This window comes from Solibacillus sp. FSL W7-1324 (genome assembly GCF_038008025.1).
GTDB lineage: Bacteria > Bacillota > Bacilli > Bacillales_A > Planococcaceae > Solibacillus.
On the sequence record NZ_JBBOYH010000001.1, the window covers coordinates 2,822,879 to 2,839,310 of the forward strand.

Annotated in this window: 12 protein-coding genes; 7 read left to right on the forward strand and 5 right to left on the reverse strand. The window is 39.1% G+C overall.

What is annotated here, in order from left to right:
* The first annotated feature begins 41 nt into the window (after positions 1-41).
* The 5 genes from MKY71_RS14070 (at position 42) to MKY71_RS14090 (ending at position 7,702) form a co-directional block, all read left to right on the forward strand.
* Positions 42-2,129 (forward strand): DUF2339 domain-containing protein, encoded by a 2,088-nt coding sequence (locus tag MKY71_RS14070; RefSeq protein WP_340733020.1) that lies wholly within the window; start codon positions 42-44, stop codon positions 2,127-2,129.
* Positions 2,130-2,243: 114 nt separating this feature from the next.
* Entirely contained in the window at positions 2,244-2,699 is a 456-nt protein-coding gene (locus MKY71_RS14075) for a helix-turn-helix transcriptional regulator (RefSeq protein ID WP_340733021.1), read from the forward strand.
* 195 nt (positions 2,700-2,894) lie between these two features.
* On the forward strand, positions 2,895-4,067 hold the full coding sequence (locus MKY71_RS14080) for an endonuclease Q family protein (RefSeq protein ID WP_340733022.1): 1,173 nt from the start codon (positions 2,895-2,897) through the stop codon (positions 4,065-4,067).
* 121 nt (positions 4,068-4,188) lie between these two features.
* Positions 4,189-6,894 carry an ATP-binding protein gene (locus MKY71_RS14085; RefSeq protein WP_340733023.1) on the forward strand — a complete coding sequence of 902 codons (2,706 nt, stop codon included), beginning with the start codon at positions 4,189-4,191 and terminating at the stop codon, positions 6,892-6,894.
* Complete coding sequence (locus MKY71_RS14090) at positions 6,887-7,702, forward strand: CheR family methyltransferase (RefSeq protein ID WP_340733025.1); 816 nt, start codon at positions 6,887-6,889, stop codon at positions 7,700-7,702. Before MKY71_RS14085 ends, MKY71_RS14090 begins: the two co-directional genes overlap by 8 nt.
* Before the next feature lie 131 nt (positions 7,703-7,833).
* On the opposite strand, the gene MKY71_RS14095 is transcribed toward MKY71_RS14090, so the two are convergent.
* Positions 7,834-8,967 (reverse strand): fused response regulator/phosphatase, encoded by a 1,134-nt coding sequence (locus MKY71_RS14095; protein WP_340733026.1) that lies wholly within the window; start codon positions 8,965-8,967, stop codon positions 7,834-7,836.
* A gap of 458 nt (positions 8,968-9,425) precedes the next feature.
* Here MKY71_RS14095 and MKY71_RS14100 point away from each other — a divergent pair, with 458 nt between their 5' ends.
* The gene (locus MKY71_RS14100; protein ID WP_340733027.1) at positions 9,426-9,953 is read left to right on the forward strand and encodes a DUF2179 domain-containing protein; all 528 of its coding nucleotides are present in this window, start codon (positions 9,426-9,428) and stop codon (positions 9,951-9,953) included.
* 55 nt (positions 9,954-10,008) lie between these two features.
* Here the strand turns inward: MKY71_RS14100 and MKY71_RS14105 are convergent, their stop codons facing one another.
* The 4 genes from MKY71_RS14105 to MKY71_RS14120 form a co-directional block, all read right to left on the reverse strand.
* A complete protein-coding gene (locus MKY71_RS14105) occupies positions 10,009-10,965 on the reverse strand; it encodes an ATP-grasp domain-containing protein (protein WP_340733028.1) in 957 nt (318 codons plus the stop codon).
* 156 nt (positions 10,966-11,121) lie between these two features.
* Positions 11,122-12,825, reverse strand: coding sequence for a sensor domain-containing diguanylate cyclase (locus tag MKY71_RS14110; RefSeq protein WP_340733029.1), 1,704 nt, complete (start codon positions 12,823-12,825; stop codon positions 11,122-11,124).
* A gap of 214 nt (positions 12,826-13,039) precedes the next feature.
* Positions 13,040-13,561, reverse strand: a complete 522-nt coding sequence (locus tag MKY71_RS14115) for a GNAT family N-acetyltransferase (protein WP_340733030.1) — start codon at positions 13,559-13,561, stop codon at positions 13,040-13,042.
* A 20-nt stretch (positions 13,562-13,581) separates the two neighbouring features.
* Positions 13,582-14,850 (reverse strand): histidine--tRNA ligase, encoded by a 1,269-nt coding sequence (locus MKY71_RS14120; protein WP_340733031.1) that lies wholly within the window; start codon positions 14,848-14,850, stop codon positions 13,582-13,584.
* A gap of 594 nt (positions 14,851-15,444) precedes the next feature.
* Between MKY71_RS14120 and MKY71_RS14125 the strand changes: the two genes are divergently transcribed.
* Positions 15,445-16,419 carry a BMP family lipoprotein gene (locus tag MKY71_RS14125; protein ID WP_340733032.1) on the forward strand — a complete coding sequence of 325 codons (975 nt, stop codon included), beginning with the start codon at positions 15,445-15,447 and terminating at the stop codon, positions 16,417-16,419.
* Positions 16,420-16,432: the final 13 nt, after the last annotated feature.

A 16,432-nucleotide genomic window follows, 5' to 3' on the forward strand; every position in this document is an offset into this window, starting at 1 on the left:
ACTAATAGAGTATCATTACTTTTGTTGAAAGAGGTGATTGTGTGGAAAGAGATACAGAAATGCTGGAACGGATCGCGGCTTTGGAACAGGAAGTACGCTCCTTGAAAACAGAAGTACGGCATTTAAAGCAGCATGTGAAAATTGAACAAGTTGAAGTTGCACCTGTCAAAAAAGAACCAGTAAAACCATTTGTCCGGAAAAAACTACCCGTACCAGATACCGTTGCTGTTCCGAAAGAAGACCCGATCCCCAAAAAGGAAAAGCGGTCACTGGAAGAACTGTTTACTCGTGCATTGCCGCGCATCTTTACCGTCATTTTAGTGCTCGGTGTCCTTTGGGGCTTGAAACTCGTGAGTGATTACGGATTTTTATCAGACAGCATCAAAATTATTGCCGGCTTTGTATTATCGATCGGTCTTGGCGCATGTGCCTATTATATGGAGAAAAAGAAAAAAGGATCGCAGGTTGTTGCGTTATCGCTATACGGCGGTGCCTTCATTGTCGGGATTTTAACAACGGCTGCGGGCGCCATATTATATGACGTGCTCAGTTTATATGTCGCACTCGTTTTTGCACTGATCTACATTGTTTACGGAGTTTTCATCAGCTATGTTAAAGGAAATGAAGCATTGACGGCACTCGTTGTGTTTACGTCATTATTACTGCCGTATTTACTGGAATACATGCAGTTTAGCGGAGTGATTATCGGCATTTTCGTCGTGCTGCTGTTCGCCGTTGTGCAAATCGTGATTTTGAAGCATAAACAGAGCAGAGCCCTTTATATCGGGACCGCTTTTTCGGTTTTAGCACTGGCGGTTGTTTCGATATTCCATGATGAACGACTCATCTTTTTTGCATTTGCGATCATTGCGGTCTTCAGTCTGTTTCTCGTAAGTTTTTTAAGGTTGTATTCTAACAATAGTAAATTGCATGCTAGTTTACTATTCACCTTTACAGTCATCATTTTATCATTGATAAACGGAATTCTTCCTAGTGAAGAGACACCGTTACTTATCGCTCTTGTATTGTTCTTGGCGATTGTAGCTGGTGCTTTATATATCGTATTTAAACGTGCGGACCGACTGATGGTTGATATGTTCGGCACATTGTCCGCTATTGTGCTGCTGAATATTATTACCCAGCTTAATATTTCAAGTGAAATGTCACTGCTGCTGATGATTGTCGTGGCATTTGGCGGACTGGTCGTTGCGTTAAAGCATGCGATTGTCTTCATGAAATGGGTTAAGGGTATTACGTTTTCTTTACTCGCCTTTTTCGTTTTAATGTTTTATGAAGTGGAGCCGTTCTTCTCATTAAGGCATTTGAACATGGTTCTTGTCATTGCCATGCTTGTCGTTCTTTATAAAGTACTGCTTCAGTATAAAGCTGCACCGGCTGAAGAGAAAAAGAGACTTTTCAAACTGGAAGATATTTATCCTTGCCTGCTATATTTAGTTGGACTGCTCTATGTTTGGAAGCTGGACTGGGCGTATATGCCGCAGCATTATACAACGTTTTTAGCATTTAGTGTCATCTCGTTTGCTTTTGCCGCTGTTTTAGTTATTAAACGTGGTATTGTCGGCAAATTCCTGCCTTGGCTTGCTACTGGGTTTTACGGATTTGCGGGACTTGTTTTACTTTCTACTGTATGGGTTGACGACCAGGCAGTTCTTGTCGCAATTATCGTCCGCATTCTTTACTTTGCGATTCTGTGGGCAATTGTTGCAGATGCTTGGGAACAAGGATGGATTTATAAAAACTACAAAACGTTTTTCAGCCAAAATATAGAGAAGCTGACGATTGCCAGTATGATTATTTCGATTATATGGATCTTCAGTATTACGAATTTCATGAATTTCCATGATCTCATCAATTGGAGCTCAGCGGTTATTCTAAATACGGTATTCATTTTCATCATCGCCTGCTTCTCGCTGTTCCTTGCAGCAAAACGCAGCTTCTCGAATTTGAAAATGGTCGGTATCGGCTTACTGTTCTTCGGGATAATAAAAATGATTTTCTTCGATTTATCCGAGCTCGACATTCTGATCCGTTCGATTTCATTCATCATTATCGGTGCAATCGGACTTGTCATTTCAAACAAGCTTCTCGGAAAAGGAAAAGACGAATAGAATTGTTAGCTAAAGTAGTCTGGGCGATTGTGCTCAGGCTATTTTTTATTTCAACCCGTCGAAATGAAAATGGCATTATGTTATATTTAGTGTATTATTACACGAGGTGATTCGATGGATCGAGATTTTATCATACAAATAACATCGGAAAGTTTGAAACTTATCCGTACTGAAAATAATTATACGCAAGATAAAATGGCCGAAATTTTGGGCATTTCGAAAAAGACACTCGTACAGATTGAAAAAGAACGCACATATGCAAACTGGACAACGACAATTGCAATCTGCGCCCTGTTCCGGCACAGTGAAACATTGCAAAACCGCATTGGCGGCGATCCGATGGAAGTCATTGAACTTACCGCGCACAATGTTATCATTACCCCACGTGAAAAAACGATGGGCGGCTATATTTGGTGGAAGAACATCGATGAATTTAAAAATCACCGTCTTCAGCAAAACCTGCTAAGTAAGCATTACCGCATTTTAGACGATGAAAACTATCGAATCATCAGTACATTTGAGGAAGCTGTCGTAATGGAAAAATGGCAAGCGATAAAATCCATTATTTAACTAAACTATATTGAGACTGTCCTGCTGATTGGAATTTCCCCTGTCAGCAGGATTTTTTACTGTACCCGGAACTGATTTATTTCGGATGAACCCCTCTTAAAACAATTTCCTGTAAATAAACTCCCCCTCCCCTGTAAATAATCTTCGAATTTCGGGTATATTTGATTAAACGAATCTTTTAAGGATGTGTGTACTTTGTGGAAGGAAATTTATGCGGATTTACATATACATATTGGGCGTACTTATAAAGGGCGGGCAGTCAAAATTACCGGGAGTAAAAACTTGACGCTGACCAATATTTTGGAAACCGCTACATCTAGAAAAGGATTGGATTTAATCGGCATTATCGATTGTCATTCACCGGAAGTCATCGAAGAAGTAGAACAGCTCCTTCAAGAACAAAAAGCAACAGAATTGGCTGAAGGCGGCATTCGTTATAAAAAAACAACGCTCATTTTAGGAACGGAAATCGAGATTAATGATGTGAATTGTCATGGACCGATCCATGTTCTTTGTTATATCCCAACACTTACGAAGATGAAGGAGTTTTCCGGCTGGCTCCAGCTTCATCAGAAGAATATTCATTTGAGCACACAGCGGACACGTCTTGATGCCCGGACACTGCAGGAAAAAGTTCGTGAGCTTGGCGGGCTGTTTATCCCGGCACATGTATTTACGCCATTTAAAAGTCTTTTTGGAAAAGGAGTTAAAAGCAGCTTAACAGAAGTATTTGATCCGAATCTGATTGATGGAATCGAACTTGGTTTAAGTTCGGACACGATGATGGTCAAGGGGATCAGTGAATTGGCCCCGTATAGCTTTGTGACTAATTCGGATGCGCATTCTTTAGGAAAACTTGCCCGTGAATATCAGAAAATCCGGGTAAAGGATGCAAATTTTGAAGAGCTGAGAAAAGCACTCCACCAAATTGAGGGCAGAGAAATTATCGCTAATTACGGACTTAATCCCCTTCTTGGCAAATATCATGAGACCGTATGTGCCAACTGTGGTGAACAATTAATAGAAGAAGGTCATAGCCGCTGCCCTCATTGCGGAAAGGAACAGCTGATCAAAGGCGTTGCAAAAAGAATTGTGGAATTAACGGATAACCCGCAGATGGAAATTAGCAGACCTCCGTATATTCATCAAGTTCCGCTAGACTTCATTCCGGGTATCGGATCGAAAACAATCGAAAAGATGCTGGATGCTTTTGGAACCGAGATGAATATTTTGCATGAGGCTTCATTGGAAGAACTGAAAAACATCATTCCGGAAAAACTCGCCGTGCTGATCGACTTATCAAGAAAAGGACAAATTGCCATAACGGGAGGCGGAGGCGGAATTTACGGGAAAATTAATACGAATTGATTCATTCACCGATTAAACATCGTATTCTTTCCAATTTTTAAATCATCATATTCGTACACTCTACTAAGTTATAGTATACTTAGTTGATAGAAATTTTATATAAAGGCAGGGTAGGAACATAATGCAGAAAAAACGTAAATTGGGCATTGGCTTCAAAATTACGAGTGGATATATTATTCTCATAATATGTTTAATCGTTGCGGCTCTTGTCTTAAATAACCAAATAACAAGTTTACAAAAAGAACGAAATGACATTATTAAATATGATTCTCAAATGCGTATGATGTCAAATAATCTGGAACGCCAAATTCTAAATATGGAATCCTCCTTACATCGCTATTTAATTACAGACGATGAAACGCATTTAAATAAATATAATGAAGAAATTGCAACATGGAAAGCATCCTATGATGAGTTAAACACCATTGTTAATAGCTTTTCAAGCGGTCAGCAACAGCTGGAAGTAGTTCATAGCGGTATCGAAGATTGGATTCAAAATATCGGACAACCTCTAATGAACGCAATAGTTGCTAATGATAATGAAGAAATCCTTTCCATGTTCAACGGTACACAAAGCAGCATGACCATTAGTGAATTGCAGCAGGATTTCACCGCTTTCCGTACGTTTGAAACAGAAGCGATTCAAGCTAAAGTTACAGAGCTTAATGATCAAAACACGGCATTAACTTATAGTCTTTTTGCAATTTTAACGCTAATTGCGACAGTAACGATCGTTATTTTCACAATTATTTCACGTAATATTGCCGGGTCGATCAACGAAGTAACGGAAGCCATTCAGGATATGAATGCGTCTGACGGTCGGGTACGGAAACGTATTACAGTCAAAACGAACGATGAAGTAAGAGATCTGGTTATGGCGACGAATTCGCTCCTTACGACAATGGAAAACCGTCAGTGGTACCAAACGAACTTGGCCGAAGTTGTAACAGCCTACCAAGGTGTCGATACACTTGATGAATTGGGCGACGTATTACTGAAATCGTTGACGACTCGTACACATTCGGTATACGGTGCATTTTTCATTCAGGATATTCGCAACCGTAACAAGTTCAATAAAATTTCTGCCTTCGCGGAAACTGGCGATGATGTAGGTCGTGACAGCTTTGAAGTTGGACAAGGCTTCATCGGTCAGAGTGTAAAAGAAAAACGCGTATTAAGCTATGACAACAAAGATAACAGCTTCCACTACTTGGAAACATCACTTGGAAATATTCCGATTTCGAACGGTATTATCGTTCCTGTACTTTTCGGAAAAGAAGTTGTCGCTGTTTTTGAATTAGCTTCACTTAAGCCTTATAGCCAACAACATCGTGATCTTATTAAAGAAGTTGTTGTACATTTAGGTGTAACGATTAACAGTATTATTGGTCGTATGGAAGTTGTTCGTCTATTAAATGAGTCACAGGCAATGACAGAAGAATTGCAAGTTCAGTCAGAAGAGCTTCAAACACAATCTGAAGAACTGAAAATGCAAACTGAAGAATTGACTACGATTAATGAACGTTTAGAAGAACGTACACGTGATGCGGAACAGAAAACGCATGAACTGGAAAAAGTACAGGTTGAGTTAAGACAGAGTGCAGAACAGCTGCGTCAAAGCTCAAATTACAAATCCGAGTTCCTTGCGAATATGTCCCATGAATTGCGTACACCGCTTAACAGTATTTTAATCTTGTCTGAAATGCTGGCGGAAAACCATGAACATCATTTGTCTGATGATGAATTGGAATATGCAAAAGTGATCCATGATTCAGGTGAAGATTTGCTGAACCTGATTAATGACATTCTGGATCTATCAAAAGTTGAAGCCGGAAAAATGGATTTATGGTTCAGAGAGATGGATGTATATGAAATTCCACAGCACATTCAAAGTTTATTCCAGCCTGTAGCGAACCAAAAAGGCCTGGAATTATCTGTGGAAGTTGCAAACGATCTTGCTGAAATTTTCCATACGGATGTAAAACGATTCCATCAAGTATTAAATAATCTGCTTTCCAATGCACTGAAGTTTACTGAGGAAGGTTCGGTAACGGTGAAGGTGGATAAAGCACGTCTAACACCTGACATGAGACACCTTAGCGACACATGGATTGCAGTTAGTGTGACAGATACAGGTATCGGTATTCCGAAAAACAAACAAAGCCTTGTCTTTGAATCGTTCCAGCAAGCGGACGGCGCAACTGTTCGTAAATATGGCGGAACAGGCTTAGGTTTATCGATTTGCCGTGAAGTTACAAAACTTCTTGGTGGCTGGATTACATTATCAAGTACTGAAGGTAAAGGCAGTACGTTTACAGTGTACTTGCCAAGCTTACCTGAAGGGAATGCTGTACATTTGAGCATTGCTGAACAGGAAGCGGTTTATACAGAAGAGACTCCTGCGCTTCCAATGGGGGAACCTAAATCAATATTTGAAGATAAGCATATTTTGATTGTTGATGATGATTACCGTAATATTTATGCGCTACGTCAGGCATTGCAACACAAAGGTGTTCACATTATAGAAGCTTCTAACGGTGTGGAATGTCTGAACATTTTACAGACGGCGACACGCGTGGATGCTGTTCTGATGGATATTATGATGCCTGAAATGGACGGTTACGAAGCAATGGAGCGTATCCGTAAAGATTTACAATTACATGAGCTGCCGATTATTGCATTAACAGCAAAAGCGATGAAACAAGACCAAGATCGTGCATTTGAAGCAGGGGCTTCCGATTATATAAGTAAGCCTCTAAACTTGGAACAACTATTCTCCGTACTAACGGTATGGCTCACAAGTGGGGAACGTTTACGAAATGTATAGAAAGAAGTTAGAGATACGCTTGTTATTAGAAGCGATTTACTCATTATCTGGATATGATTTCCGAAAGTATAATCAACAATCAATATTACGACGCATTGAACATCGCATGCGGCTTAACAATTTTTCTTCAATCTCTCAATTAACCGAAGCGATTATTTATGATAAAGAGTTATTGAAAGTGCTGCTTAATGATTTTTCGATTAATGTAACTGAAATGTTCCGGGACCCCTCGTTTTTCAGGGCGTTCCGGGAAGAGATTATTCCACAACTGAAACAGCTCGATAAAATTCGGATATGGCATGCAGGCTGTGCAACAGGCGAAGAAGTTTATTCAATGGCCATCATGCTGCATGAAGAAGGTCTGCTGGATCGTACGATGATGTATGCGACCGATATGAACGAAGATGTGCTGAAAAAGGCACAGCATGGGGCCTTCCCTCTTCATAAAATGCAAGCCTATACGAAGAATTATATTTTAGCTGGCGGGACAGAAAGCTTTTCCCAATACTATAAAACGGATGACAGTTTTGCTTCTTTCCATCCTTGCTTAAGGGAAAATATCATGTTTGCCCAGCACAATCTGGCTACAGATAAATCGTTTCAGGAATTTGATGTGATCATCTGCCGTAATGTGCTCATTTATTTTACACCTGAGCTGCAGCATGAAGTGCATCATCTCTTTTACGATAGCTTAACAAGAAGCGGATATCTGGGATTAGGCGATAAAGAAACATTGCAGTTTACTCCGCTCGTTTCCAAATACCGCACCGTTAATTCTACAGAGCGTATTTATCAAAAGAGGTTTTAGTAACTGAATTGAAATATGTAAGGAATGGTACATCTATCACAGATGTGCCATTTTTATTTTGAAGAAACAGTAAAAAACCCAACTTTTCTATTTAAGAAAAATCGGGTTTACTATTTAAATACTGTTATTCGCTATTTGGCACTTAATAATAAGACACACATATCATCCGGCTGATTATGCTGCTGTTCACATTTCACTAAATAATCAATCGGTGGAATATCCGTCGACCAGTGATTACTCGCAATTTTGCATAGCTCTTTATCAGACTCCAGCTCACACGGACCCATCGCTTCCAATACCCCATCTGTAAAGAGAACAATTTGAATAGACGAATCATATGGAATAATCGCCTTCTCAATTTTGATATCTTCAACAAATCCTACCGCATAGCTTGTCGACGTAATCGGTACCGTCTTTTCGCCATCAACTAAAGCATAGCCATTTGGATGACCGGCATTGACATATTCTACTGTTTTTTTCTTCGTGTCGATAATAAAATACACGCCGGTGAAGTAATACAATATATTTTCTTTTTCATTTTGCAGTAAATTCATATAACGATTCAACTCAGCTATAACAAGCTTAGGGTCTGTCAGCTTTTTAATGGCCTCACGCAAAACAGAAGAAATATACATACAAACAAGCGATGCAGAGACACCATGCCCCATCATATCCAATAACATGACAGCATAGCGGTCTTCATCGAGCTTGTCCCAATAATATAAATCGCCTGCCAGATTCGACGATGGCAAATAAGAAGCGGTAATCGAAATATTCGGTTCATGAACAGGTGGGCTTAAAAGGCTTTGTTGGACACGTGCAGCCAGATCCAACTCTCTTTGGATAATCTTTTCCTGATTTGTATGCCAGTCCAGTTCTTTTTTCAGCCTTTTCCCGACACGGATACGGGCTAATAACTCTATTCGATTAATTGGTTTTGTTATGTAATCAATGCCGCCAACATCTAAAGCTTCCGACAACTTCACCTTGTCTTCAAGTGCAGTGACGAAAATCACCTGGATATCTTTCCATTGAGGATTTTGTTTTAAAATACGACAAGCTTCAATTCCGTCCATCTCTGGCATCATAACATCCAATAAAATAACATTAATGTCATAGCACTTAGGAGCATTGGATGGATCTAGGTAGTCAAACATTTCTTTTGCAGATTGTACGGAAACAAACTTCTCATAACCATCACTTTTCAATATTTTTTCAATAACGAAGAGGTTAACTTGGTTATCGTCTACAACAAGAATGGTCATTACATCAACTTCTCTCTATTTTTTAGATAAAGCATTAAATTCATTGCCCGTTCTACATAATTATACAGAAAACAACAGGTAAAAGAAATGCGAAGGCTTTCATGTTACAATTTCAGTCTATAAGTCTTATACGTTTAGCATCATTCATATTAAATATATAGACTTGTTCCAGAAAAATGCTTACATGATCTTTTCTGCAAGAGGGGCAATATTTAATAGCGAATAATTTATCACGAATTATCCTCATATATGTTTCCCACAAAAGATGGATGGGTAAACATATAATTTATGTTTTTTTTGAGAAATTTTGCATAGACTCTTCTTTATTGGGAAAAGTGGTAGTAAACAAGATAAATAATATGCTGACATCTCGCTACACTGTATAATCTTATCTATTGCATTTGTAAGAGTATACATATTATGATGAGCATATTATTTAATGAAAAGGATTCGATTTGATGAAAGAAATTTTGCTTATACTATTATTGCAGCTACTTTACGTTCCTTTATTTACACTGCGTACCATCTTTTTAGTTAAAAATATTACAACGCTCGCTTCCGTAATCGGGATCGTTGAAATGCTTATCTATGTGTTCGGTCTGTCTCTTGTTTTCAGCGGCGATCAAGGTTTTCTTGCAATGGTCGTTTATGCGGTCGGTTTTGGTCTAGGGATTATTATCGGGACGCGCATCGAACAAAAGCTTGCGATTGGCTATATTTATGTAACGATCAATACGCAAAACCGTAATGACGATCTGATCAAGGTTATACGTAATGAAGGATTTGCGTTAACGACATACGTTGGTGAAGGCCGTGACAGCCAGCGCTATAAATATGAAATTTTAACAAAACGAAACCGTGAAAAGGAATTATTTATGCTTGTTCAGCATCATGAGCCATCCGCATTCATTATTTCCTATGAACCGAAATCGTTTAAAGGCGGCTTCTTAGTAAAACGAATGAAGCAGCATAAGAAATATAAATAAAAAAGTCCCATGAAGAATGTGCAGTACTTTGCGCCGCTTCATTGGACTTTTTCTATTATTTCACTTTTTGAGCCGTTACTTTTTCAAGTTCCTGACCTAAAAACTTCGCAAGCTGCAGCATCGCATACTTTTCTTCTTTTGCCTCTGCATCTGGATTGTAGTTCGTATTTGTGTTGACATCATACGTAAATACTTCGCCTTTTGCATTGCGGATAAATTCAATGCCCGCTACATCAATTCCACTGTCTTTCAGGAAATTTGCGTAGTTTTCAAGCAGCTTTGTTTCATTGTTTTCGACGATTTCAAATTTTGCCCGCTGTTCTTTCGGCTCTTCCCCTACCGGACAGAACAGATCGCCAATTTGGCATACATCTGCAGGACAAAGCTCGAAGCCTTCCGATGTATCGACTTGCACTGAGTAGAAATACTCGCCGCCGATAAATTCAACACGTGTAATATACGATTCAGGTGATTCGATATATTCCTGGATCAGCACAATCCCATCAACCGGCTCTTCGTAATCCGGTTTAGCCAAATGCTCTTCAAGCGCGGCGATTGAATAGAACAGCTGTACACCCAAGCCTTTTCCTGCGCGATTATGTTTCGTAATAAACGGTACAATATTCAGCGCTTTTGCAGCTTCAACAATTTGCTGTTTTCCAACAGCCGCAATTGTTTTCGGTGTTTTGATCCCGTGCTTTTCCAGCGCCGTGTATTGTTTTACTTTGCTTAACTCCAAGCGAAGTGCATTGCTGCCGTTCAGTACTTTTCTTCCGTGGAATTCAAGCCAGTCCAGTACCGCGCCTGTCAGTTCAGGTGCATAACGGTGATCACGCGTATGTGATGAAGCACTCATACGGTTGTAGAATACGCCTTCCGGTGGGGCCTCTGTTAAGTTGACGATCCCCTCATCCAAATGCCAAGTTTCATATGGTAATTTTAATTCTTCTAATCGATTTACTAAGTGACGCGTCCAATCATCATTTTCATGGATTACGTAGATTTTTGCCATCTGTCATTCCTCCGATATGTTGCAAGCTTTTACACAGAATTTTTCAACTTTAAAGATTATAGTTCTATCATACATTAATCCATATGGAATTAGTATGATTTGTTACCCGGTATGAAAATAATAAAAGAACTCCATAGCGTTAACTACGGAGTTCTTTTAACGTGAATACTCTGCTACTTTATTGCGTCCGGCCTGTTTGGCTCCGATATAAAGGGCACGGTCGGCATTGCGTAAAAGCCCTTTCGTTTCATCCGTATCGTCCGGTACATTCGAAACACCGATACTTACTGTAACGAAAACCAGCTCTCTTTGACCCTCTTCGGCTAAATCGGATTCAATTAAAAATGGGGTTACTTCTACACATTGACGAATCTCTTCACCTAACTGGACTGCTTCTTCCTTCGTCATATGCGGTAGGAGCATGACAAACTCTTCTCCCCCATACCTTGCCAAAACCGCTTCTTCCGGAACAAAGTTTTCCAGCAGCTTAGCAAAATTTTGAAGGATAATATTACCCGCATGATGGCCATACGTGTCATTAATTCGTTTGAAATAATCGATATCCATCATTAACAATGAAAACTGCAGATGGGGGTTCGCTTTAATCCGCTCCTGCTCCATCACTAGTCTTTTATCTAAATAATGATAATTATAGAGGCCAGTTAATGCACATGTTTCACTTTTCTCAACTGCCGCGCTGAAATATTTTGCTTTTTCGAGTGACACGGCAAAATACGTGGACAGTAAGTGAACGATATCCATCTGATACTTTTCAAATGCATTCTTTTTACGCGCTGTTAAGACGAGTGTTCCTTCTGTTTTCTGGTTACGGTGTATAGGAACAATCATGACACTGTTCATATCAAGAGGAATAAAATCAGGTGCATCTTTTTCCCATTCTTTTGCACTGGAGAACACTTTCTTGTCTTCCGTCTGGAAACAAATATGAATAAAAGAATCGCGGATTGAATCGGAATCAGCCTGAATTTCGATATCCTTTCCATCTACTCGTGCACGCAATATCACGTATTTTCCCTGAATATGATCGACAAGATACATTGCGTCATGTGCAAACAGCTGACTTACCCGGTGCATAAACAGCTCAATAATTTGCTGTGCGCTTAATCGGTCTGCCAGCTCATGCCCAAACTCGCTTGCTTTGCTGAGCGAATGGTTGACCCGTTCTGAAATATTGTACATTTTTGCAATAAACGTGATTGCAAAAAACGGAATACCGAGCAGGAAGATTGCCGGTGATCCTATACTATTTATCAGAATAACTAATGTAACAGCAAATGGAATCGTAATGGTCGCACTGCCATAATCCCAGAAAATATGCTCACTGAAAAACTTTTCATTTTCTCCTGTAAAACGGTCACGTACATAGAGAATCGTATGATTGATAAATAAATGCAGGATGACAAATACGGTTCCGTATAGGAGTAAATGTGTTAAATTCGAATTCCCCACTTCAAAGCCTGCTAAATGCACAATGCCCGCGGCGAAAAATGAAGTATAGGCAAACATCCATGAAGTAAAAATAATGCGGTAAAACGCATCTTTATGATTTCTCATCTGGTAAATAATCGGCAAAATACTTAACTGAACGATCAGCATTTCTGCCCCGACACCATACAGCAAAAAGGCCGCCAATGTTACCCATTGCGAAAGAATAATCGTCGTATTGCCGATTTGAAATGGGATCGCTGTTGTAATGAGTGCAAATATAGATAAATATAAGAAGATTTCCCAGTTGATCGGCTGACTAGGAAACAGAAAATATAACCCGTACATAAGGGGTAGCCCAGTAGCTAACCAAAGCAATAATACATTCTGTTTTGTCCTTCGATTAAATTCCATACCGGGGCCTCCTCTTTTACTGAAATATCTGACAACATTTAGTATAACATGACTACTAAGGAATGTAGCATGTTTTAGTTCCTAATTTTTTATTTCTATTATCCTAACGATTTAATAATTGATAGGTTATTAGCTACATCACACTGTAAAATAATAACATAATTATACAATTATTCAATAATATTATTTGAAATAACACAAAATATTCCAATATTTATTTGGAGCTTTGAATTACTTGTTCTACATTGTTCCAAACATAAATCTCTTCGTCCAATGTCTTGCCTGCTATCTTTATTTGAACTGTTTTGACGTACTCAGCCCCATAATATTGATAAAACTGTCTTGTCTTATTGTCTGCCAATACTTCGACATAGACCTTTTGATCGCCTTGTTGTAAAAAGGCGATCATCATTTGATTCAATAGTTTTTTTCCGACACCTTTGCCTTGCCATTCTTCAAGTAAATAAATGGATGTTAAATCACTTGCTCCTGAGTCTTTATTTGTTTCACGTTTACCCCCTGTGACAAAACCAATAATTTCTCCCTCATTTTCTGCAACATAGATCGTATACGTTTTATCTGAAAGATGGTTTTCCCAAAGTTTTGTGCGCCCCTCATAGCTTAGCCCGTCCAGAAAGCTCTGAGGAATAATGTCTTTATAGGTAGTTCGCCAACTATCAACGTGGACTTTGGCTATCCCTGTTGCATCACTTATAGTTGCTTTGCGAATAATCATGCCTTCTCTTCCCTTCCTAATTACAGTATTTCAAATTGCTCAACTTCACCTGTTAGCATATCTTTCAACTCATATCGTCCGCTCTGAATTTCATTTTCTCCTAGAATAATTACTTTCCGGATATTTTCACGATTTGCTTTTTCCATTGCTTTTCGCAATTTCTTTCCGCTTAATTCGACTTCTACACGATTTCCTTGCTGGCGTAATTGCCATGCTAAACGCATGGCTTCTTTTTCCGTATTTAATGGAATAATAAAAATATCCACCAACGCTTGGGCGGCATTATTTTCTCTTTGCTCCAATGCTGTATAGATAACATCCAAACCAAATGAGATGCCGACAGTTGATATTTTTTCCTCTGAACCGATCAATCCCCCAATGGCATTATCGTACCGACCGCCGCCTCCAATACTAGATTTAATGGCACCGTCTTTTAGAAACAGCTCATAAATCGTTCCTGTATATATTTCCAGCCCGCGTGCTAAAAACGGATTAAACACACAGCGTTCACTAATATTTAACGCTTGTAAGTAATCCAGAAGCTCGGTCAATTCTTCATAACCTTGCTGAATAAACTCGTTTTCCATTCGGTACTGTTCAAAATATGCGAGTGTCGGTTTGGCGTTTAAAAACTGTTTGATCCGTTCAATTGTGGCAGGTATAAGGTCCTGTTCCTCCAGTTCTTTCAATAAAGTGATTGAATCGATTTTCTCCATCTTATCGAGTATGAGAATAACGCTGTTTATCTTTGATAGAGGCACTTCAAAAAATTGCAGTAATCCTGCCAACAGCTTGCGGTTATTGTATTGAATGACCATATCAATGTTCAGCTTGTTAAAAGCATCGATTGTCATCATCATCAGTTCGGCTTCTGCAGACTGGGATTCGATGCCGACAACATCCACATCGCATTGCGTAAACTCTCTAAACCTTCCTGCTTTAATCGGCCCATCCCGAAACACTTTCCCGATTTCGTAGCGCTTAAATGGCATGGATAATTGCGGATTCATCGCCATTACTTTTGCAAAAGGGATCGTTAAATCATATCGGAGTGCTAAATCACGTTCCCCTCGATCTGTTAATGTGTACATTTCCTTTAAAATTTCAGCACCTCCTGCATATTTGGAAGCCATTAGCTTTGTATAGTTTAAGATTGGTGTCTCCAAAGGCTTGCACCCATACAATATAAACGTATCTTCCAAAGTACGCCGAATAGTGCGTCTGATCGTTTCCTGGTCTGGCAAATAATCCTGTGTTCCTCTTACGTTTTGATAGTCCATCTTTTTCATATGAATCCTCCTATTTTTTGAGAAATAAAAAAATCGTATAATGATAAAGCTCCAAAACGGCTTTATTATACGATTCAATGAGAAAAAGTCTTCCTATTCATTATTAAAAAATTAATAAAGATAGCAAGACTACTTCATATGATGATGTAATTGTGCAAACTGCTGAGAATATATAATCCCTTTCATAACGCGCTCCCCCTTTTTAATTACTACACTATACCGAATGCTTCCATAATGTGTCAACTTAAGTTTCTGAATTTTCGGCGTTTTAAGTTCTTATATATCCGGAGAAGTTCTAATATATTTTTATTTCTTCCAATAAAGCTACGGTTTTCTAATATATTTGACTGATGTACTAATATGGGGGCACTTTGTACTAATATACTTGTCCGATTATCTAATATTACATACACCTCTTCTAATATCCCACGGAAATTTTCTAATAAAATCCAGCTTCAGAGAGAAATACCTAATAATTATTAATTATCTACAAAATTTAATTCTTTCATTTATTAAATGACAAGTATACGTTAAAATTGTAAATGTTGGAGGTCGAACTTCTACATAATGTATTTATTGTAAAGGATTGATGGAATGAATAGAAGATGGTTGTTTTTAATGAGTCTTCTCGTTGTAGTCGTGCTCTCTGCCTGTTCTCAGAAGTCAGAGGAAGATGTAAAGGAACGGGTGAAAATCGGTGTCATGCTGTCAGATGCAGGTCTTGGTGATCAGTCGTTTTCAGATCTTGCTTTTGAAGGCCTTGAGAAAGCACGCGACGAACTAGATATTACGTTTGATTACCGTGAACTTGAATTTACCGGTACATATAAGCAAGGTTTGGAAGAACTCGCTGCGGAAGGACAGGATTTGATCATTGGCATCGGGTTTACAGTCCAGGAAGATATGGAAACAGTGGCTGCTGCACATCCGGACCAGCAATTTATATTAATCGACGCAGTGTCTGAACTGCCGAATGTTCATAATATCACTTTCAAAGAAGATGAAGGTTCCTATTTGCTTGGTGCACTCGCTGCGATGAAGACAGACAGCAATAAGGTCGGATTTATCGGTGGTGTTGAAAATGAAGTAATCGAGCGTTTTAAAACCGGGTTTATAGCTGGTGCCAAACAAATAAATCCTGACATAGAAGTGTTATCCGAATTCGCAGGTGATTTCGGGAATGATCAGCTAGGTGCTTCGATTGCACGCGATATGATTAAGCAAGGTGCGGATTATATTTATCCCGCTGCCGGCTTTACAGGGGTCGGCTCTATTTTGGCGGCACAGGAAGCCGGTGTCCATGCATTCGGTGTGGACAGCGATCAGTTTTTCCTTGCTGAAGATACGATTGTTTCTTCGATGCTAAAACAGGTTGATACTGCTGTGTATGAAGCAATTGAAGAAATTGCAGAAACCGGAACACTTTCGGAAAAAGATAAAGTACTTGGCATTAAAGAAAATGGTGTAAGTCTTGCACCAATCCGTGTCGTAAATTTAACTGCGCAGGAACAAAAGAAAATTGAACAGTTACAGCAGGAGCTTGCGGACGGTCAAGTAACGATTAAGTAGAAGAAAGGATCGT